The sequence below is a fragment of the Bradyrhizobium sp. HKCCYLRH3073 genome, from assembly GCF_051167995.1.
Classification (GTDB): Bacteria; Pseudomonadota; Alphaproteobacteria; order Rhizobiales; family Xanthobacteraceae; genus Bradyrhizobium.
In genome coordinates this window covers 385,734-400,808 of record NZ_JBNPUD010000001.1, presented here as the reverse complement: position 1 = coordinate 400,808, position 15,075 = coordinate 385,734, and the positions used below count along the sequence as shown (strand labels likewise).

Sequence of the window (15,075 nt, the reverse complement as noted above, 5' to 3'; positions counted from 1 at the left end):
GTGAATGCGCCCTCGCCCCCAAGGCGAAGCGAAGCTTCGCCTTGGGGGCGAGGGCGCTGTATTGGGCAGTCGTTTCGCAGATGCTGATGAGTTAGCTCAGCGTCCCCGCATGCACCCACCATTCGGGATGCGCGGCGGCGATCGCGGCGCCGGCGGCCTTCGCGTCGGCCTTGCTGCCATAGATCGCAAAGCACGTCGCGCCGGAGCCCGACATCCGCGCCAGCAGCACGCCCGCGCTCGTGCGCAGCGCCTCGAGCACGGTGCCGATGATCGGCTGCACCTTCAGCGCCGGCGGCTCGAGGTCGTTGCGCACCTGATCGAGTGCATCGACCCAGCCGCCGACCGAGGCTCCGGCCTTCGGCCAGGACGGCGCGGTGAGAACATCCGTCACCCCGATCAGCAGATCGCCCGGCTTGAGACCAAGCGCCTGGAACACGTCCTTGGTCGCCACCGGCACGCGCGGATTGATCATCACGCAGGGCAGGACGGGAAGCGCGAGCGGCTGCAGGTTCTCGCCGACGCCCGTCATGGTGCAGGCGCGCGAGGGCACGCAAACCGGCACGTCGGCGCCGGTCTTCAAGGCCACCGCCGCGAGGCGCGGGTCGTCCAGGGACAGGCCATTCAGTTTCGCCAGCAACCGCAGCGCCGCCGCCGCATCGGCGGAGCCGCCCCCAATGCCCGCCGCGACCGGCAGCACCTTCTCGAGGGTGAAGGCGCCGAGCTTCAGGCCGGGAACGGCCTCCGCCAGCAGCCGCGCCGCCTTCAGCACCAGATTGTCCGTGGTCTCGCCGCAGGCGTCCGCCAGAGGACCGGTCGTCGTCAGCGTCAGCTCCGGGCCCGGCACCAGCGTCAGCTGGTCCGCGCAGTCGGCAAAAGCAACGACGCTTTCGAGATCATGATAGCCGTCGACCCTGCGGCCGACGACCCGCAGGGTCAGATTGACCTTGGCGCGCCCCTGCTCCTGCAGCGCGCCGGTGACCGTGGACGCCAACATCGGCGCAATGCCCCCAGCATGTTCGGTGGTGGAGGTCGGTTGCCAACGCGCTGCGGCCCAGGCCGAAACGGACGTGGCCGACAACCGCCACCCCTTCATCAAAATCATCCGGGCTCCCCGGCAAGCCGAGGAGCCCGTGATGGCTCTCATATCGCGATCAGGACGAACTAGCCGCCCTTGCCATCGTCCTTCTTGGCGTCGGACGGCGTGTCCTTGGTGTCGTTGCTGGCCGCAGCGGGCGCCGGATCATCGGGCAGGCCATTCTGGATCTTGGCCTCGATCTTCGGCAGCTCCTCGGCCTCCGGCTTCAGGTCGCGGGCATGGGCCCACTGGAACTTGGCTTCCAGCTTGCGGCCGACGCGCCAATAGGCGTCGCCGAGATGGTCGTTGATGGTCGGATCCTCGGGCTTGAGGTCGATCGCGCGCTCGAGGTTCTTGACCGCCTCCTCGTAATTGCCGATGCGGTAATAGGCCCAGCCGAGCGAGTCGACGATGTAGCCGTCGTCGGGCCGCTGCTCGACGGCGCGCTTGATCATCTTCATGCCTTCGTCGAGATTGATGCCCTGGTCGATCCAGGAATAGCCGAGATAGTTCAGCACGTGCGGCTGGTCGGGCTGCAGCTCGAGCGCCTTGCGCATGTCGGCCTCGGCCTTCGGCCACTGCTTGGAGCGCTCCAGGCAGATGCCGCGATAGTAGTAATAGACGCTGTTGGCCTTGTCGTTGTTGGCGGGCAGCGAATCGACGCCGAGCGAATAGGTCTTGGCGCAATCGGCGAACTTCTTGCGGCCGCGCTCGATGTTGCCGAGCGCCATGATCGCCTCGAGATCCTTCGGATCCTGGGCAATCACGTCCTTGAGGATCTTGATCGCCTCGTCGCTGCGGTCGGCGCTGTCGAGATCGGTGGCGAGCTGGATCTGGGCGTTGCGCTTCAGTGGCGAGCTCGCCGGCACGCGCTCATAGACCTTGATCGCCATCTGCGGCTTCTTCACCGTCTCGTAGAGATCGGCGAGCGATAGCAGCGCCAGCGGATGATTCGGCTGCAGGTGCAGCGCGAGCTGCAGATAGACCAGCGCCAGATCCTCGCCGCCGCGGCGGCTCAAGGTGGCGCCGATGCCGTACAGCGCCTCGGCGGCGCCGGCCTGCGGCGAGTCGACCAGCGGCGGCAGCTTCTTGCCGGCCTTGGTCTCGCGCAGGCCCTCCTGCACCAGCGGATGGCGCGCGAGCTTCTTGTCGAAGGCTTCATAGATCGCGGTCGCCGCCGCCGCATCCTTGTTGCGCGACAGCCAATGCGCATAGGCCTCGGTGATGCGCAGCATCGAATCGTCGAGCTTGTAGGCGCGCTCGAACCGGGTGCCGGCGTCCTTCTCCTTGCCGGCCAGCTCCAGGATCATGCCGGCATGAAGGTCCTTGAACAGCGGATACCATTCGGGACCGGTCAGCTTGTCGATATTGGCGACGGCGGTCTTCGAATCGCCCGCGCCCGCCGCGGCCCACGCCGACAGCAAGGTGGCGACGAGATCGGTGATCGGCCCGCGCACCGACTGGTTGATGTTGGTCTGGGCAGCCGCGTATTTCTTCTGCTTGATGTCCTGCACGCCGACCACGAGCCGCGCGATGCGGTTCGACTTGTCGATCGTGAGCACGCGCTCGGCGAGCTTCACGGCCTCGTCGATGTCGCCATCGGCAACCGAGGAGATGAAGGCGCGGTCGAGCAGCTCGTTGTTCTTCGGGTCGCTGCGTAGCGCCGAGCGGTAGAACGCCGCCGCCGAGGCTGCGTCGCGCTCGACGCTGGCGTGGCGGGCCGCCAGATAGCTGCCCGATGTGGTGAGCGACTTCAGATCGACGCTGGTTGGAAATTTTGCGGCGTTATCCGCAGGATGATCCGGCGTCTGGGCCAGGACGGCACCGGGGAGCAGCAAGGCAGAAACGGCAATTGCGGTCCAGCGATTGCGAATTGACAACATCACGGTGCGCTCTGGTTGTTGGAAATGACGGATCGGTACGGACACGAACCCGATCGGCAGCTCTTCAAGGCGCCGACAATGCCGCGTTTGGCGGCCAACCGCAAGGATTTGCAGGATATTCGGGTCAGCCGGGAGCCCCTTTGGCGAAGGTGACCTGCGTCAAACCGCGCCAGTATGGCCGTATCGTGGCCGGCTGCCCTCCCCGGGGCAGCCGACTCACGCAATCGTGCGCATGCGGAGGCTACATCGCCTCGTAGTTCGGCCCGCCGCCGCCTTCCGGAGGAACCCAGGTGATGTTGCCGTTGGGATCCTTGACGTCGCAGGTTTTGCAGTGGACGCAGTTCTGCGCGTTGATCACGAAGCGCGGGCTCGTGCCCTCCTCGACCCATTCGTACACGCCCGCCGGGCAATAGCGGTTGGACGGCCCGGCATAGACGTCGTGCTCGGAGCTCTTCTGCAGCGCCATGTCGGCGACCTTCAGATGCACCGGCTGGTCTTCCTCGTGATTGGTGTTCGACAGGAACACCGAGGACAGCCGGTCGAAGGTCAGCTTGCCGTCCGGCTTCATCGCAGGCTTCGGCTGATGCGCCTTGGCGGGATCGAGCGTGGCGCGATCGGGCTTGGCGTGCGACTGCGTGCCGAACAGCGAGAAGCCGAGCGTGTTACACCACATGTCGAAGCCGCCGAGGACGACGCCGAGCACGGTGCCGAACTTCGACCACAGCGGCTTGACGTTGCGGACCTTGAACAGGTCCTCGCCCACCGGCGAGCCGCGCCAGGCGTTCTCGTAACTCACCAGCTCGTCATTGGCGCGGCCGGATGCGAGCGCGGCATTGACGTGCTCGGCCGCGAGCATCGCGCTGCCCATCGCATTGTGCACGCCCTTGATGCGCGGCACGTTGACGAAGCCCGCCGCGCAGCCGATCAGCGCGCCGCCGGCGAACGACAGCCGCGGCACCGACTGATAGCCGCCCTCGGTGATCGCGCGCGCCCCGTAGGCAAGCCGCTTGCCGCCCTCGAACACGCCGCGGATCGAGGGATGGGTCTTGAAGCGCTGGAATTCCTCGAACGGCGACAGATAGGGATCGTCGTAGTTCAGGTGGACGACGAAGCCGACCGCGACGAGGTTGTCGTCATAGTGATACAGGAACGAGCCGCCGCCGGTCTTCATGTCGAGCGGCCAGCCGAACGAATGCTGGATCAGGCCCTTCTGATGCTTGGCCGGATCGATCTGCCAGACTTCCTTGAGACCGATGCCGAATTTCGCCGGCTCGCTCTTGGCGTCCAGCGCAAACTTGGCGATCAGCTGCTTGGACAGGCTGCCGCGCGCGCCCTCGGCGAACAGCGTGTACTTGCCGAGCAGCTCCATGCCGCGCGTGAACGAGGCTTTCGGCTTGCCGTCCTTGCCGATGCCCATGTCGCCGGTGGCGATGCCGCGCACCGCGCCCTGCTCGTCATACAGCACCTCGGTGGCCGCGAAGCCCGGATATATCTCGACGCCGAGCGCCTCGGCCTTGCGCGACAGCCAGCGGCAGACATTGCCGAGCGAGCCGACGTAGCAATGATGGTTGTCCATCAAGGGCGGCATCGCGAAGCCCGGCAGCGGGATCGCGCTGCTTTCGGTCATCCAGAAGAACTTGTCGACCTTGACCTGGGTCTTCAGCGGGCAATCATCGTCCGAGCGCCAATCGGGAATGAGCTTGTCGAGCGCAGCCGGATCGATCACCGCACCGGACAGGATGTGCGCGCCGACCTCGGAGCCCTTCTCGACCACGACGATGTTGAGGTCGGCATTGAGCTGCTTCAGCCGGATCGCGGCAGTCAGGCCCGACGGGCCGGCGCCGACGATGACAACGTCGAACTCCATGGATTCGCGCGGAGGTAACTCTTCGGTGCTCATGTCTCTCAATCTCAGGCCCGGCCGGTGCAGTGGATCTGGCCTTTGCATCCCCCTGGCGCGTGCAAAGGTCAAACCCGGAGCTGCAACAGCAACAATGACTTAACTAGGGTTCCTGGAGGCGCCGGCGGTTCGCTGATGGGCAGGTCCCGAGGGGAGCGAAGGCTGGCGCCGGAACACTAGGGCGTTCCGTCCCTTTTTTGGGTTATTCCAAGCTCTTGTTTCCGATTTTTCGGGGCAGGACAACCACCGAAATGCATTCCGCCATGCGCCGAGGCGGCGTACACTATGGCGACGATCGATCATGATGACCCCCGAGCCCCTCCCCGACGTCCGCCAATTGCTCGCCTTCTATCTGGAGGCGGGAGTCGATTGCGCGCTCGCCGACGAGCCGATCAACAGGCTGGTGGAGCCTGAGGCCGCGGCTGCTGCCGCTCCTGCCGCCCGTCAGGCGGCGGCGCCGCAGGCCGGCCGGCTGGCGGCGCCGGCGATCATTCCGCCGCGCGGCGAACCGCCGCCTCCGCCGGAAGCGGCCGTCGCCTCGGCCCGCGAGGCGGCGCGGACAGCGCCGACCCTGGAGGCGCTACGCGAGCTGCTGGAGAGTTTCGACGGCTGCGCGCTGAAGCAGACGGCGTCGCGGCTGGTGTTCGCCGACGGCAATCCGCAGGCACGCGTCATGCTGGTCGGCGAGGCGCCCGGCCGCGACGAGGACATCGAGGGCCTGCCGTTCGTCGGCCGCTCCGGCAAGCTGCTCGACCGCATGATCGCCGCCATCGGGCTCGACCGCAGCAAGGTCTACATCGCCAACGTCATTCCCTGGCGCCCGCCCGGCAACCGTACGCCGACGCCGCAGGAGACGCAGATCTGCCTGCCGTTCATCCGTCGCCAGATCGAGCTGGTCGATCCCGATGTGCTGGTGACGCTCGGCAACCCCTCGACCCAGGCGCTGCTCGGCACCACCGAGGGCATCATGCGCACCCGCGGCAAATGGCGCGACTACGACACCGGCAAGCGCACCATCCGCGCGATCGCGACCTTCCACCCGGCCTATCTGCTGCGCTCGCCATCCTACAAGCGGCTGTCCTGGCAGGACCTGCGCGCGATCGCGACGATGCTGGCGGTCTGAGCGCCAGTCTCTCCACGTCATTGCGAGCGAAGCGCCTTGTCCGCCGAAGCCTTCTTGGGCGTAGGCAGACGCAATCCAGAGTCCCGCCCACGACTCTGGATTGCTTCGTCGCTGCGCTCCTCGCAATGACGGAGAGCGCGGCGAAGCGCTACGGCCCTTTCGGTCGCACGATCGCCCAGCCGATGCGCAGCACCGGCTGGCGGCCGTTGATCAGCCAGTCGAAGCTGCGCGGCACCTCCGGCACCAGCCCGGGAAAGCGCTGGGCGATCTCCGGCGGGGGGGTGCCGACCGTGTCGGAGGCGCGCCACACCACGACGCCGCCGCTCTCGGCGAATTTGGCCGGCGTGACCCAGGGTGTCCGCTGCGGGGTGGCATCGAGGAACAGATGCGCGCGGCGGCGGCCGAGCGCGACCAGGCTGGCGAGTTGCGGATCGCCGGCGACCGCCTGCAGCCGCTGGTTGGTACGGCGCTCGAAACTCTCGACGAAGAAACGGGAGATGTCGCGGGCCGGCATCGCCGTCGCGACCTCGCGGTCGCCGAGCAACGGCAGCACCACAGCGCTGCCCGCCGCGAGGATGGCGGGCGCGGCGACCGCAACCGCCCAGACCAGGCGCAGCAGCCGCTGCCGCCGCAGATAGATCAGATCGCCCGACGCGACCACCAGGGCAAGGCCGACCATGGTCAGGGTCACGGCAGTGCCGCCGTACATGGTCGGGAGGCCGAACAGAGCGGAGATCAGACTGCCCGCCAGCGCTGGTGCAATCGCGAAGCAATAGACGAAGTCGCGCGCGAGCGGCGGCACCGAGCGGCGATAGATGATCGGCGCATCGGTCTCGCCGCGATCGATCCAGCCGGCGTCGAGCAGCACCAGCAACAGCACGGCCGAGATCGCCAGCAGCAGTGCCCCCGCCAGCGCGAGCCAATGCCAGGCGCGCACCGAGAGCTCGGCGAGAACGGGCAGCGCCGGCAGCCCGACGCTGTCGGAACGCAGCACGAAAATGAGATAAGGCAGCGCCAGCGCCACCACCACAAGCAGCGCGAATAGCGGATCGAACGAACGCAGCACGCGGCGGCCCTGCGCGGTCGAGACCACGAAGCCCGCGATCAGCAGCAGCAGGCCGGCGGCGGCCGGCGTGGTCAGCAGCAGCAGGCCGGCCTCGATCGACCAGGCAAACCAGGCGTTGCGCCGGCCCTCGCCGAGAATCCGCCAGCTATGGAGCAGCAGCAACGCCCAGAGCGGACGCGCCAGCACCTCCGGACCGAATTCCAGCGTGGGCGCACCGAACGCGGTGATCGTCATGGTCAGCAGCACGGCGAGCACCGCCTGCTGGCCGCCGACGATCGCCGCCGCGAGGAGATACATCACCCACAGACTGAGCGCCGAGCACAGCACGGCCAGCACGTAGACGCCGAGCAGATGACCGCCGGCGAGGCGATAGGCGATGTCCGACAACCAGAATGACAGTGGCGGGCCGAGATCGGTGCCGACCTGGTACTCGCGTCCGAACGCGATCGTGGTGGCAAGCTGGCCGGGCGGGCTGCGATAGAACAGCACGGCCACGCCGAGCCACATCAGGGCCTGGCACAGCACCACGATGACGACGACCAGCCGCGGCCTTGCGCGGATCAGTTCGACAACCAGTGACGTGAAACGCATGAACGGCTGGATCGCTTAGCTGGATCGCTGAGGACGTCGAAGAGACCGGCAGGACCGTCGCTCATCCGCAGCAGCCTCGCTGTCCGACGCCCGCAATCGATACCGCATGATCGAGGCGCACAAGACCGCCCCCGCTGCGAGGAGTGACAATTCGTGCCGGTTCGCTATCTCAAGCTTTAAGACCGCTGCGCGATCGAGGCAACCAGCATCAGGCCCCGAGAGAGATTTCGGTGGATGTGACCACGGTTACCTCTGCGAAAAGGTCGGGCTCCGGCGCCTCGGTCCAGGGCTGATGCTTGCGCCGGGCGGCGACGACCGGTGCAAACAGGCTGCGATGATGTACCGAGGGGCCGAGCCGGTCCAATGCGGCGAGGTGTTCGGGCACAGCATACCCCTTGTGCTGCTCGAATCCGTAACCAGGGCAGTCCTGCGCCAGCGCGCACATCAGCCGGTCGCGCGTGACCTTGGCGACGATCGAGGCGGCCGCGATCGACATCACCAGACCATCGCCGCCGATCACCGCCTCGCAGCCGCAGTCGACGTCGATGCGGTCGCGACCGTCGACGAACACGTGCTTCGGCGCCTCGGGCAGCGCCCTCACGGCGCGAGACAGCGCCCACAGCGAGGCACGCAGGATGTTGTCGCGGTCGATTCGGGCCGGCGAGGCGACGGCCACCGCAAACGCAGACGTCTTGCAGATCTTGTCGAACAGCGCCTCGCGCTGCTCCGCGCTCAGCCGCTTGGAATCATCGAGCCCCTTCGGAATGCGCGCGGGATCGAGAATCACGGCAGCAGCGACCACCGGACCAGCCAGCGGCCCCCGTCCCGCCTCGTCGCAGCCCGCGACCGGCCAGATCCCCTGCTTCAGCAGCGCACGCTCCCGCCGGAAGCTCGGCGGCGCCACCGCGATGACGCCCTTGCCGAGCTTGGCGGCGGTCTTGCCCTTGGCGCTCTGCGGCGCAGGCTTGGTCCCGGCCTTTGCAGCGGCGCTCTTCGCCACGGCACCGCTGGCGGCCTTCGCCCTGCCCGGTTTCTTTGACTGATCGCGAATCATGGCCGGCATGGTGCGGAACGGCCCGCGGCGGTGCAACCCGAGCGGACCTCAATTCCCCGCTATTCGCACCCTCTCCAGCAACCGGCTACGCTGGCAGATGCACCCGATCATCGTCGCCGACATCGATTCCCGGCGCCACCACCACTTCCCAGACATGACCGTCCGGATCGGCAAAATAGCCGCTGTAACCGCCATAGATAGTCGGTCCGTTGCGCGAGCTTCAGCAGCAGCGCGCCCTTCTCCACTGCCGACGCGAGCGCCGCACCGACCTCAGCCTCCGAACGGCAGTTCCATGCCAGCGTCACGCCGCGGAATGCCTGCGGCCGCGGCGTGTCCGGTATACCCGCGTCGTGGGCGAGCGCGCTCCGCGGGTACAGCGCCAGCACCGTCCCGCCAGTGTCGAAGAATGCCACTTCCTCGCCGGTCGCGCGGAATTTTCTGACGAAGCCGAGCGATGCATAGAAGGCGATGCTCCGCCGCATCTCGGATACACCGAGTGTGATGACGGTGAACCGCGGGATAACCGCACCTGCACTCATCGCGCCACCTCCACACATGTCAGAACAGGCTGAGCTGCTGCCCGCCGCCCTTCGGCCGGACGAAATGATCGGTCGTCAGCTTGGTCCGGCGCTTGTTCAGCCCCAGCTTTTCGCAGGCGATCTCGAAGCGGCGGCCGATCATCCAGGCCATCGGGCCTGTCCCCTTCATCCGCGTGCCCCATTGCGAGTCGTAATCGCGGCCGCCGCGCATGTCGCGGATCAGGGTGAAGACGTGGCGGTAGCGGTCGGGATAATGCTCGAGCAGCCATTCGCGGAACAGGTCGCGCACCTCCAGCGGCAGCCGCAGCAGCACATAGGAGGCTTCCTTGACCCCGGCATGGGCGGCGGCATCGAGGATGCGCTCGATCTCGCTGTCATTGAGCGCCGGGATCACCGGCGCCACCATCACCGTCGTCGGGATGCCAGCCTTCGAGAGCGCCTGCAGCGCCTCCAGCCGCTTCGATGGCGTCGACGCCCGCGGCTCCATGGTGCGCGCCAGCTTCGGATCCAGCGTGGTCACTGATATCGCGACCTTCGCCAGGTTCTTCTTGGCCATCCGCGCCAGGATGTCGGCATCACGCATCACCAGCGCCGACTTCGTGACGATCCCGACGGGATGGCCAACCTTTTCCAGCACCTCGAGGATGCCGCGCATGATCTTCCGCTCGCGCTCGATCGGCTGGTAGGGATCGGTGTTGGTCCCGATCGCGATCATCCGCGGCTCGTAGCCGCTGGCCGCGAGCTCCTTCTCCAGGAGAGCGGGCGCATCCGGCTTCACGAACAGCTTGGATTCGAAGTCGAGGCCAGGCGACAGCCCGAGAAACGCATGGGTCGGCCGCGCGAAGCAGTAGACACAGCCGTGCTCGCAGCCGCGATACGGATTGATCGAGCGATCGAAACCGATGTCCGGCGAGTCGTTGCGGGTGATGACCTTGCGCGAGGTATCGGTCGCGACCGTGGTCTTGAACGGCGGCAGATCTTCGAGGCTCTGCCAGCCGTCGTCGAAGACAACGCGCGCCTCCGCCTCGTAGCGGCCGCTCGCATTGGATTGTGCACCCCGGCCGCGGCGCCGGCCCCGTTCGATGGCGACCGCGAGTTCCGGGAAGTCCTTGTCAGGACCGAAAGAAGGCGCGCCCGCCGGCTCGGAGGGCACCGGGACCGGCGGGCGCTTGAGGGCATGTGAAGATGCTCGGCTCATGGCCAAGACATAGCACACAAAAAGAACATTACAAGAACAAAAGAGAACATCTGCGTGGTGGTTCTGAGCCGGCGCAAGGCCAACCATCACATTCCCGTTCTATCCTCGCAGCGCACTGGAACGGGACGGTGCGGCGTTACTCTAATGCACTCTCCCGCGGGCGCGAAGCGGACGGCAAGCGAGGTTACATGAACATCACGTCTTCCCACCAGACGATCCCGGCCGATGATCTCGACCTGCTCGACCGCTACTGGCGTGCGGCCAATTATCTCTCGGTCGGGCAGATCTATCTGCTCGACAACCCGCTGCTGCGCGAGCCGCTGAAAGCGGAGCACGTCAAGCCGCGCCTGCTCGGCCACTGGGGGACGACGCCCGGACTGAATTTCATCTACGCCCATCTCAATCGCGCCATCCAGGCCCAGGATCTCAGCGTCATCTATATCTGCGGTCCCGGCCATGGCGGTCCGGGCATGGTCGCAAACACCTATCTCGAAGGCACATACAGCGAGATCTATCCGGATATCACGGGCGATGCCGATGGCCTGCGCAAGCTGTTCCGGCAGTTCTCCTTCCCTGGCGGCATTCCGAGCCATGCGGCGCCGGAAACGCCGGGCTCGATCCATGAAGGCGGCGAGCTCGGCTACGCGCTGGTGCACGCCTATGGCGCGGCGTTCGATAATCCCGATCTGATCGTGGCCTGCGTGGTCGGCGACGGCGAGGCCGAGACCGGCCCGCTCGCCGCGTCCTGGCATTCGAACAAGTTCCTGAACCCGGCCCATGACGGCGCGGTGCTGCCGATCCTGCATCTCAACGGCTACAAGATCGCCAATCCCACCGTGCTCGGCCGCATGGGCGACGCCGAGCTCAAATGCCTGTTCGAAGGTTACGGTTATGAGCCGCTGTTCGTCGAAGGCGCCGAGCCCAAGCCGATGCATCGGCAGATGGCGGACGCGCTCGATGTCGCGCTCGCAAGCATCCGCTCGATCCAGCAGAATGCGCGTCAGCCGGATGCAACGATCCAACGGCCGCGCTGGCCGATGATCGTGCTGCGCAGCCCGAAGGGCTGGACGGGCCCGAAGGAGGTCGACGGCCTCAAGGTCGAAGGTTTCTGGCGTGCCCACCAGGTGCCGATCGCCAATCCGCGCGGCAAGCCGGAGCATCTCGCGCTGCTCGAAGCCTGGCTGAAGAGCTACGAGCCGGACACATTGTTCGACGCGCAGGGCCGGCTGATGCCGGAGCTGCAGGCGCTGGCGCCGAAGGGCGCGCGGCGCATCGGCGCCAACCCGCACGCCAATGGCGGCTTGCTCAAGCGTGAGCTCAAGCTCCCAAACTACCAGCATTTTGCGGTCGACGTGTCCTCTCCGGGCCAGACCATCGCTGAAGCCACGCGCGAACTCGGCAAGTTCCTGCGCGACGTGATCACGCTGAATGCAGAGACACGCAACTTCCGCATCATGGGCCCGGACGAAACCGCCTCGAACCGGCTCGATGCCGTGTTCGAGGTCACCGAGCGGGTGTGGATGGAGGGCATCGAGCCCTACGACGTCCACCTCGCGCATGACGGCCGCGTCATGGAGGTGCTGAGCGAGCACCTCTGCCAGGGCTGGCTGGAAGGCTATCTGCTCACCGGCCGCCACGGCCTGTTCTCCTGCTACGAGGCGTTCATCCACATCGTCGATTCGATGTTCAACCAGCACGCCAAATGGCTGAAAGTGTCACGCGAGCTGCCGTGGCGGCGCCCGGTCGCGTCGCTGAACTATCTCCTGACCTCGCATGTCTGGCGGCAGGACCATAACGGCTTCAGCCACCAGGATCCGGGCTTCGTCGACCTCGTCGCCAACAAGAAGGCGGACATCGTCCGCATCTACTTCCCGCCGGATGCCAATACGCTGCTGTGGATCGCCGACCACTGCCTCCGCACCTATGACCGCATCAACGTCATCGTCGCCGGCAAGCAGCCTGCGCCGCAATGGCTGTCGATGCAGGATGCGGCCATCCATTGCGACGCCGGCATCGGCATCTGGTCGTGGGCCGGCACCGAGCCCGCCGACGAGGAGCCCGACGTGGTGATGGCCTGCGCCGGAGACGTCCCGACTTTGGAAACGCTCGCTGCCGTCGATCTGCTGCGCAAGGAATTGCCCGACCTCAAGATCCGCGTCGTCAACGTCGTTGACCTCATGACCCTGCAACCGAAGCAGGACCATCCGCACGGCCTCAGCGACCGCGACTTCGACAGCCTGTTCACGACCGACAAGCCGGTGATCTTCGCCTATCACGGCTATCCGTATCTAATCCATCGTCTCACCTACAGCCGCACCAACCATGCCGGCATGCACGTGCGCGGCTTCATCGAGGAAGGCACCACGACGACGCCGTTCGACATGGTCGTGCTCAACGAGCTCGACCGTTTCCACCTCGCCATCGAGGCGATCGAGCGCGTGCCCGGCCTCAGTGTGTCGGCGGCCCATGTGAAGCAGAAATTCCGCGACGCACTGATCGAGCATGCCCGCTACATCCGGGCGCATGGCGAGGACATGCCCGAGATCCGCGACTGGGTCTGGCCGAACAGCACCGGCGGCACCACGCCGACACAGGCAGGCGACTGACGTCGCCCGCACACCTTGTGTGACGGTTCGATGAATGATCCAACGCAAGGACTTGCGTGCGGTGCTGAGGCACGGTGACGGCATCGGAAACCTGATCGACGCCGTCATGAAATCCCAGATCATCAAGGAGCTCGGCGAAGCCGACATCCTGCTGCCGTCACTGATTGCCGACGGTCTCGCTGCCAACGACCGTGTCAAGGTGCGCATGAGCGCGCTGCAGGCCGCCGCCCAGCACGCTCAGGCGCCGGAACAGCGGCCGACCGATCTCTCGACCGAGTGCCGCGCCGCGCGCATCGCACCGGCTGATCTCGCGAGCCTGATCGGCGGCGCGCATCGCACCGCGACCGGACGCCTTGCCGCTCCCGGTCTCGCCGCGCTGATCGGTGATATCGAAAACGATACGCGCGCGATGATCCGCGCGGTCAACGCCGGACGAAGCTCCGAGGGCCAGTCTGCCGAACGCCGGCTCGGCACGATGCAACGCGCGGGCCTGCTGACGATAGGCGACGAAATCGATTTCACGCGCGTCGCGCGTCTGACTGGCGCCCAGGAAGAAGCGGACAGCCTGCACCGGCTGGTGATGGATCTCCACAAGGCGCTCAACCGCATCGCCGCCGACTGCGCCGAGGACACGCTCGACGGAGCTCATGTGTACGGGCTCGCCGCTGACGACAAGCCCGCTGTCGTCGCCTTCATGCGTGGGCTCAACGCGACGCGCGCACTCAAGTTCGACCATCCCGGCCTGGACACGATGGCGACCCGCGCCAGCGAACGCCTCCTAATCCAGAACGACATCGGCACCACCGATGCGCATGTCATGGTGATCGCGGTCCAAGGTCTGACGGTCACGGTCACCTACACCGACGTTCACCTCGCCCGCGCGAAGTTCTTCGTTCGCCTGTTCGATGGTTTCGCGGCGACCTGGAGCGGTCTCGACCGTCACACCGGGACGAACCTCGCGGACGAGAACGCGTTCTACCTGGTGACCGGCCAATTCCAGGGCAACACCGCGCAAGCGCGCGACGATTTCCTCACGGCACTCGGCGCCGCGCTGGTGTTCCTGATCGACTGGAACAAGGCCCGGAAACTGCTGCGGACCTGGCTGTCCAAGGATGATGCGATCAGACTTCTCGACTGGGCGGCGCGCAACCGGATCGGCCACCGCGCCTTCCTCGAGCTCGGCGGCAACGAACTGTTGGGTGCGGCCGTCCGGAACGCGGCGCCCCATCGTATCGGCTTCGGCGAACGTCTGGATCGCGCCCTGGGCCGCACCGCTGCAGTCGAATTTCTCAAGGCCGCGTTGCGTGCTGCGACCGAGGGCCTGCAGGCCGGCCGCTCGGTGCGGCTGGTCCGCGACCAGATCGAAGCCGATCTGGTGCGGCATCTCGATCGTGCCGACGGTGCGCTGCTCGCGATCGTGATGCGCCAGCTCGGCCTGGCCCACGACCTCGCCGCCGCGCTGAACCGCGATCTCAGTGCGCTGCAGTCCGGCGTTTCCGCCGACCGCAAGCTGCTGGCCGCACGCGCCAGCAGGATCGAACAGAAGGCCGACCGGATCGCGATCGAGGCCCGCGAGGAGATCACGCGGCTCAAGGCCGAGCCGCTGATCGCGCAACTGGTCGACCGGGTCGAAGAGGCCGTCGACGAACTCGAACAGGCGGCGTTCATCGCCTCGCTCGCGCCGGCTGCGATGCCGCCAACGCTGTCGGCGGCCTTGGCCGAGCTCTGCAAGGTCGCCATTGGCGGGATCGAGGCGGCCGCGAGCGGCCTCGCCGCCGCTGCCGAGGTGCCCGAAGGACGGCGGGCGGATTCCGATGATGCGCTCGCCGCCGTGCTGCGCCTCATGGACAGCGAACACGCGGCCGATGCGCAGGAACGCGCGATCACCGCCCTCGTGTTCACAGCGGGCTTCGACGTCGCGACATCGCTGTCCGGGCTGGAGCTGGCGCGCGCCATCGAGCGTGCGACCGACCGCCTGGCGAGCTTCGGACATCTGCTGCGCCAGTACATCATGATCGATCTCGCGGGTTAGGAACTGCC

9 protein-coding genes and 1 pseudogene are annotated in these 15,075 nt (G+C 66.7%); 3 read left to right on the top strand and 7 right to left on the bottom strand.

What is annotated here, in order from left to right; translation table 11 throughout:
- Positions 1-91: 91 nt before the first annotated feature.
- From ACQR1X_RS01785 to ACQR1X_RS01775, 3 genes are all read right to left on the bottom strand, one after another.
- Positions 92-994: a 4-(cytidine 5'-diphospho)-2-C-methyl-D-erythritol kinase gene (locus ACQR1X_RS01785; protein ID WP_315802829.1), complete on the bottom strand. Its 903-nt coding sequence runs from the start codon at positions 992-994 to the stop codon at positions 92-94.
- A 167-nt stretch (positions 995-1,161) separates the two neighbouring features.
- A complete protein-coding gene (locus ACQR1X_RS01780; RefSeq protein ID WP_315802828.1) occupies positions 1,162-2,958 on the bottom strand; it encodes a tetratricopeptide repeat protein in 1,797 nt (598 codons plus the stop codon).
- Positions 2,959-3,199: 241 nt separating this feature from the next.
- On the bottom strand, positions 3,200-4,858 hold the full coding sequence (locus ACQR1X_RS01775) for an electron transfer flavoprotein-ubiquinone oxidoreductase (protein ID WP_315802827.1): 1,659 nt from the start codon (positions 4,856-4,858) through the stop codon (positions 3,200-3,202).
- A gap of 304 nt (positions 4,859-5,162) precedes the next feature.
- On the opposite strand from ACQR1X_RS01775, the gene ACQR1X_RS01770 reads away from it, so the two are divergent.
- Complete coding sequence (locus ACQR1X_RS01770) at positions 5,163-5,981, top strand: uracil-DNA glycosylase (protein WP_434864118.1); 819 nt, start codon at positions 5,163-5,165, stop codon at positions 5,979-5,981.
- Between the two features lie 148 nt (positions 5,982-6,129).
- Here ACQR1X_RS01770 and ACQR1X_RS01765 read toward each other — a convergent pair whose 3' ends face one another.
- From ACQR1X_RS01765 to ACQR1X_RS01750, 4 genes and pseudogenes are all read right to left on the bottom strand, one after another.
- Positions 6,130-7,638, bottom strand: a complete 1,509-nt coding sequence (locus ACQR1X_RS01765) for a glycosyltransferase family 39 protein (protein ID WP_434898223.1) — start codon at positions 7,636-7,638, stop codon at positions 6,130-6,132.
- 208 nt (positions 7,639-7,846) lie between these two features.
- Complete coding sequence (locus ACQR1X_RS01760; protein WP_434898222.1) at positions 7,847-8,701, bottom strand: ribonuclease HII; 855 nt, start codon at positions 8,699-8,701, stop codon at positions 7,847-7,849.
- Between the two features lie 76 nt (positions 8,702-8,777).
- A pseudogene (locus tag ACQR1X_RS01755) lies at positions 8,778-9,231 on the bottom strand (VOC family protein).
- Between the two features lie 19 nt (positions 9,232-9,250).
- On the bottom strand, positions 9,251-10,429 hold the full coding sequence (locus ACQR1X_RS01750; protein WP_315802880.1) for a PA0069 family radical SAM protein: 1,179 nt from the start codon (positions 10,427-10,429) through the stop codon (positions 9,251-9,253).
- A 188-nt stretch (positions 10,430-10,617) separates the two neighbouring features.
- Here ACQR1X_RS01750 and ACQR1X_RS01745 point away from each other — a divergent pair, with 188 nt between their 5' ends.
- Both ACQR1X_RS01745 and ACQR1X_RS01740 read left to right on the top strand, forming a co-directional pair.
- Positions 10,618-13,035, top strand: coding sequence for a phosphoketolase family protein (locus tag ACQR1X_RS01745; protein WP_434898221.1), 2,418 nt, complete (start codon positions 10,618-10,620; stop codon positions 13,033-13,035).
- A 106-nt stretch (positions 13,036-13,141) separates the two neighbouring features.
- Positions 13,142-15,067: a hypothetical protein gene (locus ACQR1X_RS01740; protein ID WP_434898376.1), complete on the top strand. Its 1,926-nt coding sequence runs from the start codon at positions 13,142-13,144 to the stop codon at positions 15,065-15,067.
- Positions 15,068-15,075: the final 8 nt, after the last annotated feature.

Excerpts from the sequence above, each read along its gene's own strand:
- ACQR1X_RS01785 (WP_315802829.1), bottom strand. The coding sequence starts at position 994 with ATGTTGGCGTCCACGGTCACCGGCGCGCTGCAGGAGCAGGGGCGCGCC.
- ACQR1X_RS01780 (WP_315802828.1), bottom strand. The coding sequence starts at position 2,958 with ATGTTGTCAATTCGCAATCGCTGGACCGCAATTGCCGTTTCTGCCTTG.
- ACQR1X_RS01775 (WP_315802827.1), bottom strand. The coding sequence starts at position 4,858 with ATGAGCACCGAAGAGTTACCTCCGCGCGAATCCATGGAGTTCGACGTT.
- ACQR1X_RS01770 (WP_434864118.1), top strand. The coding sequence starts at position 5,163 with ATGACCCCCGAGCCCCTCCCCGACGTCCGCCAATTGCTCGCCTTCTAT.
- ACQR1X_RS01765 (WP_434898223.1), bottom strand. The coding sequence starts at position 7,638 with ATGCGTTTCACGTCACTGGTTGTCGAACTGATCCGCGCAAGGCCGCGG.
- ACQR1X_RS01760 (WP_434898222.1), bottom strand. The coding sequence starts at position 8,701 with ATGCCGGCCATGATTCGCGATCAGTCAAAGAAACCGGGCAGGGCGAAG.
- ACQR1X_RS01750 (WP_315802880.1), bottom strand. The coding sequence starts at position 10,429 with ATGAGCCGAGCATCTTCACATGCCCTCAAGCGCCCGCCGGTCCCGGTG.
- ACQR1X_RS01745 (WP_434898221.1), top strand. The coding sequence starts at position 10,618 with ATGAACATCACGTCTTCCCACCAGACGATCCCGGCCGATGATCTCGAC.
- ACQR1X_RS01740 (WP_434898376.1), top strand. The coding sequence starts at position 13,142 with ATGAAATCCCAGATCATCAAGGAGCTCGGCGAAGCCGACATCCTGCTG.